We start from the raw sequence: 16100 nt of genomic DNA on the forward strand, positions 1-16100 counted from the left end.
ACCGGGGGGTGTGCCGACTGTTATACAATTGCGCGTCTTCGCCGGCGCAACGCAAGGGCATACCCCTAGCTGCATTCACCGTCTTCACGACCGGTTTTCCCCAGTTTAAAGCATCGAGTCGTCCGCCCCAATGACCCAGCCTGTAGACAGTCCCAGCCTTGCCCTTGCACGTCGTGTGCTGCACATCGAAGCCGCCGCCATTTCTGCGCTTGCCGAGCGCCTGGGGGCGGAATTCGAGCGCGCGCTCGATCTCATCCTTCAGCGCCGTGGACGCGTGATCGTCACCGGCATCGGCAAGTCGGGCCACATCGCACGCAAACTGGCTGCGACCCTGGCCAGCACCGGCACGCCGGCCTATTTCGTGCATGCAGCCGAGGCCGCCCATGGCGACATGGGCATGATCACGCCCGAAGACGTCGTCATCGCGCTGTCGAATTCTGGCACCAGCGAAGAAGTGCTCACCATCGTGCCGCTGGTCAAGCGCCAGGGCGCAAAGCTGATCGCCATCACCGGACGGCCCGAGTCAGCGCTGGCGCTGCAGGCCGACGTGCACCTGGAAGCCGCGGTCGCAGAAGAAGCCTGCCCGCTCAATCTCGCGCCCACCGCCAGCACCACCGCCGCGCTCGCGCTCGGCGACGCGCTCGCGGTGGCGCTGCTCAACGCGCGCGGCTTTGCCGCCGACGACTTTGCGCGCTCGCATCCAGGTGGAGCGCTCGGACGCCGCCTTCTCACCCGCGTCGGCGACGTCATGCGCCGTGCCGACGCGGTGCCCACCGTCAGCGCCGACGCCCCCGTAACCCAGGCCCTGCTGGCAATGACCGCCGGGGGCATGGGCATGACCGCCATCGTCGGGCCCGATGGCGAGCCCATCGGCATCTTCACCGACGGCGACCTGCGCCGCGCGCTCGAAAGAGGCTGCGATGTGCGCAGCCTGCTCCTCGCCGAGGTGATGACACGCAGCCCGCGCTCCATCCACCCCGAGGCACTTGCAGCCGAGGCGGCCGCACTGATGGAACAGATGCGCATCAGTCAGCTGCTGGTTCTCGATACGAACGGCCGCCTGGTCGGCGCGCTCACCACTCATGACCTGATGCTCGCCAAGGTGATCTGATTGATCAACAGCTACCGCCTCTACCCCATCGTCGTGCTCGCCGTGCTGGCCGGCGCTTCAGTGTGGCTGGAGCGCGTGACGCGCAGCGACGAAGCGGGCACTGCGCCCGCAACACAAAGCGGCCCGGACTTCATCGCCGAAGGTACGCGCGTGGTCAGTTTCGGTGTCGATGGCGCACAGCGCTACGAGCTGTTCGCCGATCGCCTCAGTCACTTCCCGCTGGGCGACATCACCCGCCTCGAACAGCCCCGTCTGCGCATGAACAATGAGGGCCGCGAGACACGCATCAGCGCCGAACATGCCGAAGTCTCACCGGGTGGAGAGCAGGTCGAGTTGCGCGGCACGGTGCGCGTGCATCGTCCGGGCGCAGCAAACGACCCTGCCCTCTCCCTCGACTCCGAAACACTCACCGTGTGGCCCGACTCCTACCGCGCGCACACTGACACACCCGTGCAACTGCGGCGAGGCACAACGCGTGCCGACGCGCTTGGCATGCAAGCCGACAATCTTTTCGGCACGCTCGAGCTCATCGGCAAAGTCCGCGTCAACATGCCCGGCCGCCAAGGACCCGCTTCATGAAAGCCCTGCTCGCCCCCCTTGCTCTTGCCCTGAGCCTCATCACCCAGCCCGCCTTCGCCGAGCGCACTGACCGTCAGCAGCCCGTCAATATCGAAGCGGACCACATGACGGTCGACGACCGCAACAAGGTGCACGTGTTCGAAGGCAACGTGATCCTCACCCAGGGCAGCCTGCTCATCAAGGGCGACAAGCTCGTCGTCACCCAGGACGCGGCTGGCTTCCAGAATGGCGTGGCCACCGCCAGCGGCAACAAGCTCGCCACCTTCCGCCAGAAGCGTCAAGCCACCGGCGAATACGTCGATGGTGAAGCCGAGCGCATCGAATACGACAGTCGCAACGAGAAGGCGCGCCTGTTCAACCGCGCCCGCGTCACCAGCGGCGGCGACGAAGTGCGTGGCGCCTATATTGAATACGACGCGATCAGCGAAAACTACCTCGCCACCAACGCTCCCGGCAGCAAGCCGGCGGTGGGTTCGGACACGCGCGTACGCGCAGTGATCCAGCCCAAGAGCGAGGGCAAGGCCGCCTCTCAGCAATAACAAGCTTCCATTGCAACCCGTCAGGAGTAAGCATGTCCTTCGAACTCATCATCGCCGAAACCCGTGGCCGAGTCGGCCTCATCACCCTCAATCGTCCCAAGGCGATGAATGCCCTCAATGATCAGGTGATGGACGAAATCGGCCAGGCCCTGGACGGCTTCGAGGCCGATGACAACATTGGCGCGATCGTGATCACCGGCTCCGAGAAAGCCTTCGCCGCCGGCGCCGATATCGGCGCAATGGCGAGCTTCTCGTACATGGACGCTTACAAGGGCGACTACATCACGCGCAACTGGGAACGCGTGAAGAGCTGCCGCAAACCCATCATCGCCGCGGTCGCTGGCTTTGCGCTTGGCGGCGGATGCGAGCTGGCGATGATGTGCGACATCATCATCGCAGCCGACAGCGCCAAGTTCGGCCAACCCGAAGTCAAGCTCGGCATCCTGCCCGGAGCCGGCGGCACGCAGCGCCTGCCGCGCGCGGTCGGCAAGGCGAAAGCGATGGACCTGTGCCTGACCTCGCGCTTCATGGACGCGGCGGAAGCCGAGCGTGCCGGCCTGGTGTCGCGCGTGGTGGCAGCAGACAAGCTCATCGAAGAAGCCTTGAGTGCGGCCGAAACCATCGCCAGCTTCTCGCTGCCGGTGGTGATGATGATCAAGGAGTCGGTCAATCGCGCCTTCGAAAGCAGCCTCAGCGAAGGCCTGCTGTTTGAACGCCGCGTATTTCACTCTGCGTTTGCCCTCAACGACCAGAAGGAAGGCATGGCGGCCTTTGTCGAAAAGCGCAAGGCCAAGTTCAGCCACGACTGAGTCCGCCCTTGCTGCAGCGCACGAAACGACCGCCTGAGGGCGGTCGTTTCACATTCCGGCTGGCAATCGCTAGGTGGGCGAAGGCCCGCTCACCCTCGCGCCCGCTGCAAGCCAATAGCCCACATCAGCCCGCTGCCAGCACCCAGTGCCCTATCAACAACCCCAACTTGCCCTCATGGGCCGAACGCCAGCACCCTGAGTCTCACCCAGGCATCAATAGCAACGAATAATCGCAGCGACATTGTGCAATGCACAAAAAATACTTGACGGATATTTCCTCGTCCTTATAATACGCACCATGCTGCAACGCAACATCGCGGCACAGCCGAAATCTGATGTTCCTGCACCCACCCTATTCAACGAGGAAATACTCATGTCAAACTTCATCGCCCCCGAGCAGTTCGCCGCCTCCAACAAGGCCAACGTCGAGACCATGCTGACCCTGGCCAACGCTGCTTTCGCCAGCGCCGAGCGCCTGACCGCACTGAACCTGAACACTGCCCGTTCGATCATGGAAGACGGCGTCGCCAACACCAAGGCCATGCTGGCCGTCAAGGACGTGCAGGAACTGATGAACCTGCAAACCTCGCTGGCCCAGCCGATCGTCGAGAAGGCTGTCGCCTACGCTCGCAGCGTCTACGAGATCACCTCGCAGAGCCAGGAAGAAGTGACCAAGGTCATGGAAAGCCAGGTTGCTGAAATCAACAAGGGTGTGGCTTCCGCACTCGACAAGGCTGCCAAGTCGGCTCCCGCTGGTTCGGACGTTGCCGTCGCCGCCGTCAAGTCGGCCATCGCCGCCGCCAACAGCGCCTACGACAGCATGAACAAGGCTGCCAAGCAGGTTGCCGAAATGACCGAAGCCAACGTGGCCGCTGCCACCAACGCCACCGTCAAGGCTGTGAATACCACCGCCAAGACCGCCGGCAAGAAGGCTGCCTAAGTCTCAAGGCTACAGCTTCACGAAACGGCCCCGCACTGCGGGGCCGTTTTACGTTTACGGCTGCGCAGCGTAATGATGCGGGAACAGGCGGCGCATTTCAGCTTCCACCCAGGCCTCGGCGCGCGTATTGATCTCATCGGCCTTGACGCCCTTGACCTCGATCACCGGGCCGATGCTGACGATGATCTCCCCCGGATGTTTTATGAAGGCGTTGCGGCGCCAGAATTCGCCCGCGTTGTGCGCCACCGGTACCACCGGCACGCCCGCACGCTTGGCCAGGATGGCACCGCCCGGCTTGTAGCGCCGGACCGCTCCGGGCGCAGTGCGCGTGCCCTCGGGGAACACCACCACCCACAAGCCCTCCTTGAGTCGCGCCCGGCCTTGCTCAACCACCTGCGCAAGCGCGTCCTTGCCGGCCTTGCGGTCGATCGCGATGCCAGGAATGCTGGCCAGACCCCAACCAAAAAATGGCACGCGCAAGAGCTCACGCTTGAGCACGTAACACAGCGGCGGAAAGATCTGCTGCAGCGCAATCGTCTCCCACGCCGACTGATGCTTGGCCACCACCACCGCCGGCCCCGCAGGCATGTTCTCGGCGCCGATGACGCGATAGCGGATCCCCAGCACATGCTTGATCACCCACATCATGATCGGCACCCAGGAGGTGATCAGCCGATGGCGGGTCATCGGCGGCAACCAGAAGATCAAGGTGGCAAAGATCGCGTAGGGCACCGTGATCAGAGTCAGCACGATGGCGAAGACAAAAGAGCGGATCAGGTGCACGGTCAGACTCGAAAGGTGAAGTCACACCGGCCACGGCCGGCGGAGCGGTCAGGCGGTGAGCGCAGTGGCAAGCGCATCGAGGTCGGGGAAGATCTGGGTAGCAGGCGGCAGCTCGGGGTTCTCACGCGTCAGCATGCCCTTTCCGGTCAGCACCAGATAGGGCGCACAGCCCAGGCGCACGCCGGCCTGCAGGTCGCGCAGGCTGTCGCCCACGCAGGGCACGCCGTTCAGATCGACATTGAAACGATCGGCGATCTGCTGGAACAGTCCGGACTTGGGCTTGCGGCATTCACAGGTCGAATCCGCGGCATGGGTGCAGAAAAAGATCGCATCCAGGCGGCCACCGACCTGCGCCAGGCTGCGCACCATCTTGTCGTTGATGGCATTGAGCGTGTCCATGCCGAACAGACCACGACCGACGCCGGACTGGTTGGAGGCCACGACAACCCGCCAGCCCCACTGATTGAGGCGGGCGATGGCCTCGAGCGAGCCCGGAATCGGTTTCCACTCTTCGGGCGACTTGATGAACTGCTCCGAATCGACGTTGATCACGCCGTCGCGGTCGAGAATGATGAGTTTCATCGGCATGCTCGTTGCTCCCCGCAGGTAGGACGCGCGTCCCATCGTGTGACGGGGCGCGGGAAACTCAGGCCGACAGGCGCGAAATGTCCGCGACCTGATTCATCAGGCCCGACAACTGGGCGAGCAACGCGAGGCGGTTGTGCCGCGTCAGCGTGTCGTCCACCATCACCATGACGTCCTCGAAGAACTGGTCCACCGCCGCGCGCAGACCCGCCAGCGCGAGCAGGGCCGCAGTGTAATCCTCGTTGGCGACATGCGAGCGCACCCGCGGCGTCACCTCGACCACCGCGCGGAACAAGACCTTCTCGGCCTCCTCCTGGAGCAAGGCAAAGTCAGGCTCGCCCGGGCTGCTTTCTGCCTTCCTGAGGATGTTGACGATGCGCTTGTTCGCCGCCGCCAGGGCCTCGGCCTCGGGCAGCGCGCGGAAGGCCTCCACCGCGACAAGCCTGGCCGGCACCTGATCGATGCGCGCGGGCTTGAGCGCCAGCACGGCATCGACCACCGCGCCATCGCGGCCGGTCTCGCGCAACATGTTCTTCAGGCGCTCGTACATGAAGTCCTGCAGTTGCGCGGCGAAACCCTCGGCCGTCAGCACCCCGGGCTTGAAGCCGGCGCTGGCGGCCTCGATCAGCTTCGGCAGCTCGAGCGGCAGCGGCGTCTCCATCAGGATGCGCAGCACGCCGAGTGCGGCACGGCGCAGCGCAAACGGGTCCTTGTCGCCGGTCGGCAACTGTCCAATACCAAAGAAGCCGACCAGCGCCTCGAGCTTGTCGGCGAGCGCAAGCGCGGCGGCGACATTGCCCGCGGGCAGCGCATCGCCAGCAAAGCGCGGCTGGTAGTGGGCCTGGATGGCGTTGGCAACGACCTCGCCCTCACCGTCGGCGAGCGCATAGTAGCGCCCCATGATGCCCTGCAGCTCGGGGAACTCACCGACCATGTCGGTGACGAGATCGACCTTGGCCAGACGCGCCGCGCGCTTTGCCGCCGCGACGTCGCCCTGCAGCTGCGCTGCAATCACGCCCGCCAGCACCTCCAGACGCTCGACGCGCTCGAGCTGGCTACCGAGCTTGTTGTGGTAGACCACGGCGGCGAGACGGCCAAGGCGGGCTTCGAGCGTCTGCTTCTTGTCCTGCTCGAAAAAGAAGCGCGCGTCCGACAGGCGCGGGCGCACCACGCGCGCGTTGCCGGTGATGATGTTGGACGGGTCCGCGAGACGCATGTTGGAGACGATGAGAAAGCGATTGAGCAGCTTGCCGGCACCGTCGAAGAGGGGAAAATACTTCTGGTTGGCGCGCATGGTCAGGATCAGGCATTCCTGCGGCACGGCGAGAAACTCCGCCTCGAACTCGCCCACATACACGGTCGGATGCTCGACCAGCGCCGCGACTTCGTCGAGAAGATCGGCGTAGACACCCAGCAGTGCGTCCTGCTTGGCCGCCTCGGCAAGCAACTGGCGCTCGATGTCGGCGCGGCGCTCGGCGAAGTTGGGGATGAGCTTGCCTTCGGCGAGCAGGGTCGGTTCGTAGGCATCGGCGGTGGCGATGTCGATATCGCCGCGGCTCATGAAGCGGTGGCCGCGCGTGGTGCGCCCAGCCTCCAGATCCAGCACCCGCCCCGGCACCACCTCGGCACCATGGAGCATGGTCAGCTTGTGCACCGGACGCACGAAAGTGGCGTCACCATCGCCCCAGCGCATCACCTTGGGGATGGGCAAGGCCTTGATCGCATCCTGCACGACGGCCGCGAGCACGTCAGCGAGCCGAGCACCCGCCACGGTGTCGGTGTGGAACAGCGCCTCGGCCTTGCCGTCCACGCGGCGCTCAAAGCTGGCGACGGCATCGACGGAGATGCCCTTGGCTTCCATCTTCTTGAGCAGAGCGGGCGTGGGCTTGCCCTCGGCGTCGAGCGCGACCGACACCGGCATGAGCTTTTCGGTGACTTCCCTGGCGGCGCCCTCGGCCGCGACATGGGCCACTGTCACCGCCAGGCGGCGCGGGCTGGCGTAGCTGCGCAAAGCCGCATCGAGCGGGGCGAGCCCCCTGGCCTTCAGGCCTTCGGCAATGCGCGTGGCGAAGGTTTCGCCCAGACGCGGCAAGGCCTTGGGCGGCAGCTCTTCGGTGAGCAGTTCAACAAGCAGGGTTGCGGTCGCAGTCGTCATCACGCGGCCTCCTTGCCGGCATTGAGCATCGGGAAGCCAAGCGCTTCACGGGATTCGAAATAGGCTTGCGCGACCGCGCGCGACAAGTTGCGAATGCGCCCGATGTAGGCCGCACGCTCGGTCACCGAGATGGCGCCGCGGGCGTCGAGCATGTTGAAGGTGTGGGCCGCCTTGAGCACCATCTCGTAGGCCGGCAAGGGCAGACCGAGCTCCACCACGCGTCGGGCTTCGGATTCGTAGTTGGTAAACAGCGAGAACAGGAAATCGATGTTGCTGTGCTCGAAGTTGAAGGTCGATTGCTCGACTTCGTTCTGATGGTAAACATCACCGTAGCTGACCGGGCGCCCATCGGGCGCGATCGACCACACCAGGTCATAGACGTTTTCCACCCCCTGCAGGTACATCGCCAGGCGCTCGATGCCGTAGGTGATCTCGCCCAGCACCGGCCTGCAATCCAGACCACCGACCTGCTGGAAGTAGGTGAACTGGGTGACTTCCATGCCATTGAGCCACACCTCCCAGCCCAGGCCCCAGGCGCCAAGGGTGGGATTCTCCCAGTCGTCCTCGACGAAACGGATGTCGTGTGCACCCGGATCCACGCCCAGCGCACGCAGCGAATCCAGATACAGCTCCTGGATGTTCAGCGGCGAGGGCTTCAACACTACCTGGAACTGATAGTAGTGCTGCAGGCGGTTGGGGTTTTCACCATAGCGGCCGTCCTTGGGACGACGCGAGGGCTGCACGTAGGCGGCGTTCCAGGGCTCGGGGCCGATGGCGCGCAGGAAGGTGGCGGTATGGCTGGTGCCTGCACCGACTTCGAGGTCATAGGGCTGCATCAGCACACAGCCGCGCTCACCCCAGAAGTGCTGCAGGGTGAGGATGATTTGCTGGAAAGTCGGTTTCACGAGTCGGGGTTCGATAGTCATGGTCTCGGAGGCGGAGGAGGCTTCAGGGGCACCGGGGCCGCGCAATATTCGTAAAAGGGTCGATTTTACTGGGATTCGGGGCGGCGCGCGCGCCGCACACCGATCAGCGCCAGTGCGCACAGCGCCGCGCCCAGTGCGAGGCGGTCGCCCCAGCGCGCATAAGGCGTGAGCCCGACGTAGCCCTGCACGGTTGCGCGCAGGACGCCGCGCTCGAACGCAGGCAGCACCGCACTGACGCGGCCGTCGGGCTGGACGATCGCGGTCATGCCGGTGTTGGTCGAGCGCAGCATCGGCCGCCCGCTCTCAAGCGCACGCACACGAGCGATCTGCAGGTGCTGGGGCTGGGCGAAGGAGTCGCCATACCAGGCCAGGTTGGAGATGTTCAGCAGCATGGTCGCCTGCGGCAGCGCGCGAATCAGCTCGGCACCGAACAGGTCTTCGTAGCAGATATTGAGCGCCACGCGCTGTCCGGCCAGGGCCATCGGCGGCTGATCGGGGCCGCCGCCGGTCTGGTCCGACATGGGGATGCTGGCCAGGCGATAGAACCAGCCAAACAGCGGCGGCGAATACTCGCCGAAGGGCACGAGATGGTGTTTGGCGTAATGCTGCTGCGGCGCACGCCCCAGGCTGATGGCCGAGTTGTAGATGTTGTCGTGCTCATCGCGTCGAAACACGCCCAGCACCAGGTCACCGCCGGCCTCACGCGCAAAGCCGGCCAGGGCCTCGACGTAAGCCTCGGGCAGGCGGTCGAACAAGGTCGGCAGCGTGGTCTCGGGCAGCACCACAATGGCCGGCGGATCGGCGCGCAGGAATTCGTCTCGCACCAGATCGAGATTGATCTGCAGCACTTCGGCAAAGTGTTGCGGGTCCCACTTCAGGCTCTGCGCGAAATCAGTCTGCACCAGCGCCACCTTGATCGGCTCGCCGCTGGGGACGGTCCACGCCCGCTCCAGCAAGCCAGAACCGACGCCCAGCACGGCCAGGGCCAGCAGCGCAGGCCGCCACCCTGTGGCGCGGCGCCTGCCATCAACAAAAGCGATCAGGCCGGCCAGAAAGGCCAGCACGCCGCCGACCCCGTACACGCCCAGCAGCGGCAGGTAGCCGGCCAGCGGACTGGGAGGCGTCTGCGAATAACCCATGGCGAGCCAGGGAAACCCGGTGAACACCACCCCCCGCAGCCACTCGCCGCACAACCACAGGGCGCCGAACAAGAGCGCGCCGGCGAGCGGCGCCCGACCCCAGCCCGCGCACCGCAGGCGCACAAAGGCCGCCCCGACCAGGGCCGGATAAAGTGCCAGATAGGCACAGAACAGCGCAATCGCCAGCCCCGCCAGCGGCGCAGGCATGCCGCCATAGCGATTGAGCGCGACATAAAGCCAGGACACGCCCGCAATGAACGCCCCCCAGCCCCAGGCAAAACCGAGCCAGAAGCCATCCCGCGTGCGCTCGACCGCGCGCAGCAGCCAAGCCAGGGCCGCCAGGCTGAGCAACGCAAGCGGAAACAGTGCAAACGGCTCGAACGCCAGCACACTCGCGCCGCCCGCGAGCAAGGCCAACAACACGCGACGGCGCATCAGCCGCTCGCGTAGGGCAATGAGGTGGAAGGTGAATCAGCGCCAGCGTGCTGCGAGGCCGGCTCGACCAACAGTGAATACAGGCGTCGGCTGTCGGCGCGCAGGACCTGAAACCTGAGCCCTTCGAGTTCGACTATTTCGCCACGCTGCGGCAGGCGTCCGAACTGACGCATCAACAGGCCACCCACGGTGTCGTACTCATCATCAGAAAAATGGGTGGCGAAAGCCGTATTGAAATCCTCGATCGCCGTGGTTGCCGTGACCCGATAACGGCCATTGGAGGCGAGACGGATATTGTCTCCGATCTCATCGAGATCGAATTCGTCCTCGATATCACCGACGATCTGCTCCAGCACATCCTCGATCGTCACCAGGCCCGCCACGCCGCCGTATTCATCGACGACGATCGCCATGTGGTTATGACTGACGCGAAACTCGCGCAGCAGCACGTTCAGGCGCTTGGTTTCCGGGATGAAGACTGCGGGCCGCAACATGCTGCGCAGATCCAGCTCACGTCCGGCGAAATAGCGCAACAGATCCTTGGCGAGCAAGATGCCAAGCACATCATCCTTGTCTTCGCCGATCACCGGAAAGCGCGAATGCCCCTGATCGACGGCCATGCCGGCAATCTCCTCGACCGAGCGCTCGAGACTGACGCAATCCATCTGCGCGCGCGGCACCATGACGTCACGCACCTGCATGTCCGACATCTGCAAAGCCCCCTTGATCACGGACAGCGCGTCGGCGTCCAGCAGATCGCGGTCGAGGGCCGCATGCAGCAAGGCAAGAAGGTCTTCGCGATCTTCGGGCTCGCGTAACAGCAGCGCTGCAATGCGGTCGATCAGGGACGGTTTTGAGGGGCTTTCCATGACGGGGGAATGATCTCTCCATGGGCGACGCGCCGCAAACGGCCGCCGTCCGGCAAGGGCTCAGGCGTACGGATCAGCATAACCGAGAGTGCGCAGGATATCCGTCTCGGCTTTTTCCATTACCTGCGCATCACCCTCCTCGTCATGCTCGTAGCCCTGCAGGTGCAGCATGCCATGCACCACCAGGTGGGCGAAATGCGCATCCAGCGTCTTGCCCTGCTCGGCTGCCTCGCGCACCAGCACAGGCACGCACAGCACCAGATCGCCAGTCAAGGGCATGCCTTCCTCATTGGCGCCGGGCATGGCCTCGCCTTCGCCATAGACGAAGGTAAGCACGTTGGTGGCGTAGTCCTTGCCGCGGTATTCGCGATTGAGCGCCTGCCCTTCGGCTTCGCCCACCAGGCGCACCACCACCTTCACGTCCTGCTGCAGCGCGGCCTGGGCCCAGCGCCGAATGCTGTGCTTCTTGGGTGAGTTGGTCTTGTCTGCGCCCTCGACCGCCTTTTGCACCTTCAGCGTCAGCATCGGCGGGCTGTCATGCTGCGGCAGATCCATCGCCTCGACCGGCCGCAGGTCGTGATCCAGATCGACGCGCAGCGTCAGCAGGTTGCAGGCGCCGGGCTGCAAGGACAGCAAGGGCACGACCTCGTCGCTATCGGTCTCGGCCTCCACTTCGAGGTCTCCCCATGCAGAGCCGGGGAAGCTGAGCAGCAGCTTGCGGCCCTTGCCAAGGTGGATCTCGAGGCGCTCGGCCTTGATCCGCGTCGCCTTGTCCTTGGCATCAAAGGCAAAGACCTTGGGCTTACTTGTCCGTTTTGACATCTTCATTTTCCTCGCTTGCTTGCACCTGGGCGCGCGCTGCGCTCTTGCTGCGCTCCACCCGCGCCGCTTCCTTGTCGTAGGCTTCCACAATGCGCGCGACCAGCGGATGACGAACCACGTCGTCCTTGGTGAATTCAGTGAATGCGATCCCGCGCACCCCCTGCAGCACCGCGCGCGCCTCTTTCAGGCCGCTGCGCTGGCCGCGCGTCAGGTCAACCTGGGTCTGGTCACCGGTGACCACGGCCTTGGCGCCGAAACCGATGCGGGTGAGGAACATCTTCATCTGCTCGGGGGTGGTGTTCTGCGCCTCGTCGAGAATGATGAAGGCATTGCTGAGGGTGCGTCCGCGCATGAAGGCCAGGGGCGCGATCTCGATCAGGCTGCGCTCGAACAACTTGCCAACGCGGTCAAAACCCATCAGATCGTAGAGCGCGTCATACAAGGGGCGCAGATAAGGGTCGACCTTCTGCGACAGGTCGCCGGGCAGAAAGCCCAGGCGCTCGCCTGCCTCGACCGCGGGTCGGGTGAGGATGATGCGCTCGACCAGGTCACGCTCGAAGGCATCCACCGCGCTCGCCACCGCCAGGTAGGTCTTGCCTGTTCCTGCCGGGCCGATGCCGAAGGTGATGTCGAATTCCTGGATATTGCTCAGGTATTCGGCCTGCCGCGGCGTACGCCCACGCAGATCGGTGCGGCGCGTCATCAGGGCCGGTGCGGGTAGCGTGAGCTCTCCGCGGTTGGCGATTTCGACCAGGCCGAGCTGGACGTCATCGAGCGAGAGGTCGCTGTCCGCGCGTGCATAGAAGTGTTTCAGCGCCATCTCACCGCGCAGCACCTGGGCGGGATGACCGGTCAGGCTGAAGTGTTCGCCACGACGCATCACGCTGATATCAAAAGCATTCTCGATCTGGCGCAAGTTCTCGTCCAGGACCCCGCACAATCTCGCGAGCCGGGCGTTGTCGACCGGTTCGAAAAAAACTTCCAGCGTTTTCGCCATTCAGGATTCCCGGGTGAGGATTTCGCCGCGCAGGCTGTGCGGCAGCGCGGCGGTGATGCGCACATCAATGAACTGGTTGATCAGGCGCTCGCGATTGCGCGTGGGCGCAGCGAAGTTGACCACACGATTGTTGTCACTGCGACCCATCAACTCATGATCGGCGTTCTTCTTGGCCGCACCTTCCACCAGGATGCGCTGCACGCTGCCGACCATGGCTGCGCTATTGAGCTGATACTGCTCGTCGATGCGCTTTTGCAGGCGCGCCAGCCAGCGCAGCTTGGTCTCCTGCGGCACCGGATCGGCCAGATCGGATGCCGGAGTGCCGGGGCGGGCGCTGTATACAAAGCTGAAGGAACCATCGAAGCCGACCTCGTCGATCAGCTTCATGGTCTTCTCGAAATCCTCTTCGGTCTCGCCCGGAAAGCCCAGGATGAAGTCCGAGGTCAGCGCCAGATCGGGGCGCGCCGCACGCAGCTTGCGCACCACCGACTTGAATTCGAGCACCGAGTAGCCGCGTTTCATCGCCGCCAGCACACGATCCGAACCCGACTGCACCGGCAGATGCAGTTGCGAAACCAGCTTGGGGATGGTCGCGTAACAGTCGATCAGGCGCTGCGTCATCTCGCGCGGATGCGAGGTCGTGAAGCGCAGGCGCTCAATGCCGGGGATCTCGGCCACACATTCGAGCAGGAAGGCAAAGTCACCCTCTTCACCGCCTGCGCGCACCAGCTCGCCCCGCCAGGCGTTCACGTTCTGGCCCAGCAAGGTCACTTCCTTCACGCCCTGCGCGGCCAGCCCGGCGATCTCGGTGAGGATGTCGTCGAGCGGGCGCGAAACCTCTTCACCCCGGGTGTAAGGCACGACGCAGAAGCTACAGTACTTGGAACAGCCTTCCATGATCGACACAAAGGCGCTGCCACCCTCGACTCGCGCCGGGGGGATGGCATCGAACTTCTCGATCTCGGGAAAGGAGATGTCCACCTGCGAGCGCCCGCTGCGCTTGCGCGCCTCGATCAGCGCCGGCAGGCGATGGAGCGTCTGCGGCCCGAACACCACGTCCACATAGGGCGCGCGCTTGACGATCGCCTCGCCCTCCTGGCTGGCGACGCAGCCTCCCACGCCAATGATCAGATCCGGCTTCGCCTGCTTGAGCAGCCGCACCCGGCCAAGATCATGAAACACCCGCTCCTGCGCTTTCTCGCGCACAGAGCAGGTGTTGAACAAAATCACATCCGCCTCTTCGGGGTTGTCGGTCTTGACCAGTTCTTCGTTGGCACCGAGCACGTCCGCCATCTTGTCGGAGTCGTACTCATTCATCTGGCACCCGAAGGTGCGGATGTAGAGTTTCTTCATTGGGGGAATCGATTCACCGCGTGTTTAGCGCTTCGGATCTGGAGTGGCGGCCTCTTCGGGGGTGAGGATCCACACCCGGTGTATCTGACCATGCTTGTCGAACTTGACTCGCACCTTGTATTCGCCACGGATGTGGGAAGGCTGCACGATACGGTTGTAGGTGTTGCGGATCTGCGCGCCCGGGCTCAGGCTCACGGGCTGATCTTCCACCAGCACCGTGCCTGCCGGTGCGAAGGTGATCGTGGTCTTGCGCGCATCTTCCGGAAACGCGCGCGACGGCGCCGCATTGGCAGCGGACCCGGGCGCACCGGCCAGCGACAGCAACAGAAGTGAGAAAGGAATCTTGCGCAAGACATCGACCGGCAATGACCGGCATTTACGTTAACAGGCCGAAGATGATCCCCGAACATCGCCTCGATGTCAATGCAAAAGCCTTATAAATCAAACGCTACCCGCCCTGAAGGCGCCTCTGACAACACCCGCCGGCGCGCGTTCAACAGCGCCGACATCTCCCCGCACCCGCTTCGCGCCTATTGACGGGCCACCGTGAAGGCCGCTATATTGGCGCGCTCGGTTGGTGATGTAGCTCAGATGGTTAGAGCGATGGATTCATAACCCATAGGTCGGCGGTTCGATCCCGCCCATCACCACCAACAAATTCAAGGGCTTGCAGCGATGCAGGCCCTTTTCTATTTGGGCTGGGCTTACGTCGGGATTCCGTCTCAGCCGAAACGGCTTGTCCAGCGCTGCCAGCGGCCACGCCTGAATCCGCGACCGGCACGGGCTACACTCTTGCGTCTTTCCCTGCTGCAGAGGAAACCCGTGCCCATGCTGCCCATCCGCTACGTCGACCCCGTATACCGCCCACCGAGCGAGGCCGAATCGCTGATCCTGCCGGTCACCGACGGCTGCTCATGGAACCAATGCACCTTTTGCGAGATGTACACCTCGCCGCAGAAGACCTTTCGCGCGCGCAGCGAGGCCGAGGTCGTCGACAGCATCCGGCGCACCGGCGAACTTCATGGCGCGCAGGTGCGGCGCGTCTTCCTCGCTGACGGCGACGCCCTGGTGCTGCCGACGCGACGCCTGCTCGTCTACCTCGAAGCCATCCGCACCCACCTGCCCGCCGTCCACCGGGTGTCGAGCTACAGCCTCGCGCGCAACCTGACGAAGAAATCCGTCATCGAACTGAAGACGCTCGCCGACGCCGGCCTCGCACTCGCCTACCTGGGCGCCGAATCCGGCGACGACGAAGTGCTCGCCCGGGTGCACAAGGGCGAAACCTTTGACTCCACCCGCGCCGCGCTCGACAAGTTGGGCGAGGCCGGCATCAGGCGCTCGGTAATGATCCTCAACGGCCTGGGCGGCACGGCGCTGAGCGCACAGCACGCGGATAATTCCGCGCGCCTGATCAACGCCACCCAGCCGGAGTATCTGTCCACCCTGGTGCTGACGCTGCACGACAGCGGGCGCCGCTTCCTGCAGTCCTGGCCGGACTGGCAGGCCTTGTCGCAACAGGGCCTGTTCCACGAGATGGAGCGTTTCCTCTCGGCGCTGACGCTGAAACGCACAGTGTTCCGCTCTGACCACGTCTCCAACCGGCTCGTGCTCAAGGGCACGCTGGGTGCGGACAAGGACAGCTTGCTTGCACAGGTGAGAGCCACGCTCGAACACCCGGAGGCTGCACCTCTCCGCCCCGCGTGGACGCGCGGGCTGTAAGCCCTGGCAGGACCACGCGAGGCGGCAACGGAGGTCGATCATCGCTTTCCCTTGCGTCCATTGGATGCTCGCGGCAGGGATGCGGGGCATGAACGCGCCTTCCTCGTGAGCGCTTTCATCGCGCTCATTTAGCGCGTCAAACAAGCCAGGAGACGTTGTAGCTGAGGGCCTCCAGGCCCAGCGAATACGCTCTTTATCCAGCACGCCCTGCCGCCCATAAGAGCTTTATATAATCAACAAAGCTTGTCTCGATACCTGAATCCGTGTTCTCTTCAGCGCGCACCCGTTCCGCGAGCCCCCGCGCATGATTTTTCCGCTGCCTGACCCACAATCTCAGTT

Annotated in this window: 16 protein-coding genes and 1 tRNA gene; 7 read left to right on the forward strand and 10 right to left on the reverse strand. The window is 64.3% G+C overall.

Annotation, left to right across the window (positions count from 1 at the left end; genetic code table 11):
* Window positions 1-130 precede the first annotated feature (130 nt).
* From M622_RS32025 to M622_RS32045, 5 genes are all read left to right on the forward strand, one after another.
* On the forward strand, window positions 131-1111 hold the full coding sequence (locus M622_RS32025) for a KpsF/GutQ family sugar-phosphate isomerase (protein WP_031347003.1): 981 nt from the start codon (window positions 131-133) through the stop codon (window positions 1109-1111).
* Complete coding sequence (gene lptC, locus M622_RS32030; RefSeq protein ID WP_021249758.1) at window positions 1112-1690, forward strand: LPS export ABC transporter periplasmic protein LptC; 579 nt, start codon at window positions 1112-1114, stop codon at window positions 1688-1690.
* Window positions 1687-2229, forward strand: a complete 543-nt coding sequence (lptA, locus tag M622_RS32035) for a lipopolysaccharide transport periplasmic protein LptA (protein ID WP_021249759.1) — start codon at window positions 1687-1689, stop codon at window positions 2227-2229. Before lptC ends, lptA begins: the two co-directional genes overlap by 4 nt.
* Window positions 2230-2261: 32 nt before the next feature.
* Window positions 2262-3038 carry an enoyl-CoA hydratase gene (locus M622_RS32040; protein WP_021249760.1) on the forward strand — a complete coding sequence of 259 codons (777 nt, stop codon included), beginning with the start codon at window positions 2262-2264 and terminating at the stop codon, window positions 3036-3038.
* Window positions 3039-3411: 373 nt separating this feature from the next.
* Window positions 3412-3978, forward strand: a complete 567-nt coding sequence (locus M622_RS32045; RefSeq protein WP_031347005.1) for a phasin family protein — start codon at window positions 3412-3414, stop codon at window positions 3976-3978.
* A gap of 54 nt (window positions 3979-4032) precedes the next feature.
* On the opposite strand, the gene M622_RS32050 is transcribed toward M622_RS32045, so the two are convergent.
* The 10 genes from M622_RS32050 to M622_RS32095 form a co-directional block, all read right to left on the reverse strand.
* A complete protein-coding gene (locus tag M622_RS32050) occupies window positions 4033-4761 on the reverse strand; it encodes a lysophospholipid acyltransferase family protein (protein ID WP_021249762.1) in 729 nt (242 codons plus the stop codon).
* A gap of 48 nt (window positions 4762-4809) precedes the next feature.
* Window positions 4810-5343 carry a D-glycero-beta-D-manno-heptose 1,7-bisphosphate 7-phosphatase gene (gene gmhB, locus M622_RS32055; RefSeq protein WP_021249763.1) on the reverse strand — a complete coding sequence of 178 codons (534 nt, stop codon included), beginning with the start codon at window positions 5341-5343 and terminating at the stop codon, window positions 4810-4812.
* A 64-nt stretch (window positions 5344-5407) separates the two neighbouring features.
* A complete protein-coding gene (glyS, locus tag M622_RS32060) occupies window positions 5408-7501 on the reverse strand; it encodes a glycine--tRNA ligase subunit beta (RefSeq protein ID WP_021249764.1) in 2094 nt (697 codons plus the stop codon).
* Window positions 7501-8427 carry a glycine--tRNA ligase subunit alpha gene (glyQ, locus tag M622_RS32065; RefSeq protein ID WP_021249765.1) on the reverse strand — a complete coding sequence of 309 codons (927 nt, stop codon included), beginning with the start codon at window positions 8425-8427 and terminating at the stop codon, window positions 7501-7503. Before glyQ ends, glyS begins: the two co-directional genes overlap by 1 nt.
* Window positions 8428-8492: 65 nt before the next feature.
* Window positions 8493-10001, reverse strand: a complete 1509-nt coding sequence (lnt, locus tag M622_RS32070) for an apolipoprotein N-acyltransferase (protein WP_021249766.1) — start codon at window positions 9999-10001, stop codon at window positions 8493-8495.
* Entirely contained in the window at window positions 10001-10870 is an 870-nt protein-coding gene (locus tag M622_RS32075; RefSeq protein ID WP_021249767.1) for a CorC family transporter, read from the reverse strand. The genes lnt and M622_RS32075 overlap by 1 nt, the downstream gene beginning before the upstream one ends.
* A 60-nt stretch (window positions 10871-10930) precedes the next feature.
* Entirely contained in the window at window positions 10931-11692 is a 762-nt protein-coding gene (gene ybeY / locus M622_RS32080; protein WP_040830912.1) for an rRNA maturation RNase YbeY, read from the reverse strand.
* The gene (locus M622_RS32085; protein WP_021249769.1) at window positions 11673-12689 is read right to left on the reverse strand and encodes a PhoH family protein; all 1017 of its coding nucleotides are present in this window, start codon (window positions 12687-12689) and stop codon (window positions 11673-11675) included. Before M622_RS32085 ends, ybeY begins: the two co-directional genes overlap by 20 nt.
* Window positions 12690-14042, reverse strand: coding sequence for a tRNA (N6-isopentenyl adenosine(37)-C2)-methylthiotransferase MiaB (miaB, locus tag M622_RS32090; RefSeq protein ID WP_021249770.1), 1353 nt, complete (start codon window positions 14040-14042; stop codon window positions 12690-12692).
* A 24-nt stretch (window positions 14043-14066) separates the two neighbouring features.
* Entirely contained in the window at window positions 14067-14393 is a 327-nt protein-coding gene (locus tag M622_RS32095; protein ID WP_040830914.1) for a hypothetical protein, read from the reverse strand.
* A 225-nt stretch (window positions 14394-14618) separates the two neighbouring features.
* Here M622_RS32095 and M622_RS32100 point away from each other — a divergent pair.
* Both M622_RS32100 and M622_RS32105 read left to right on the forward strand, forming a co-directional pair.
* Window positions 14619-14695 (forward strand) — tRNA-Met (locus M622_RS32100).
* Window positions 14696-14870: 175 nt separating this feature from the next.
* A complete protein-coding gene (locus M622_RS32105) occupies window positions 14871-15761 on the forward strand; it encodes a radical SAM protein (protein ID WP_021249772.1) in 891 nt (296 codons plus the stop codon).
* The last annotated feature ends 339 nt before the right edge of the window (window positions 15762-16100 follow it).

Source organism: Thauera terpenica 58Eu, assembly GCF_000443165.1.
GTDB lineage: Bacteria > Pseudomonadota > Gammaproteobacteria > Burkholderiales > Rhodocyclaceae > Thauera > Thauera terpenica.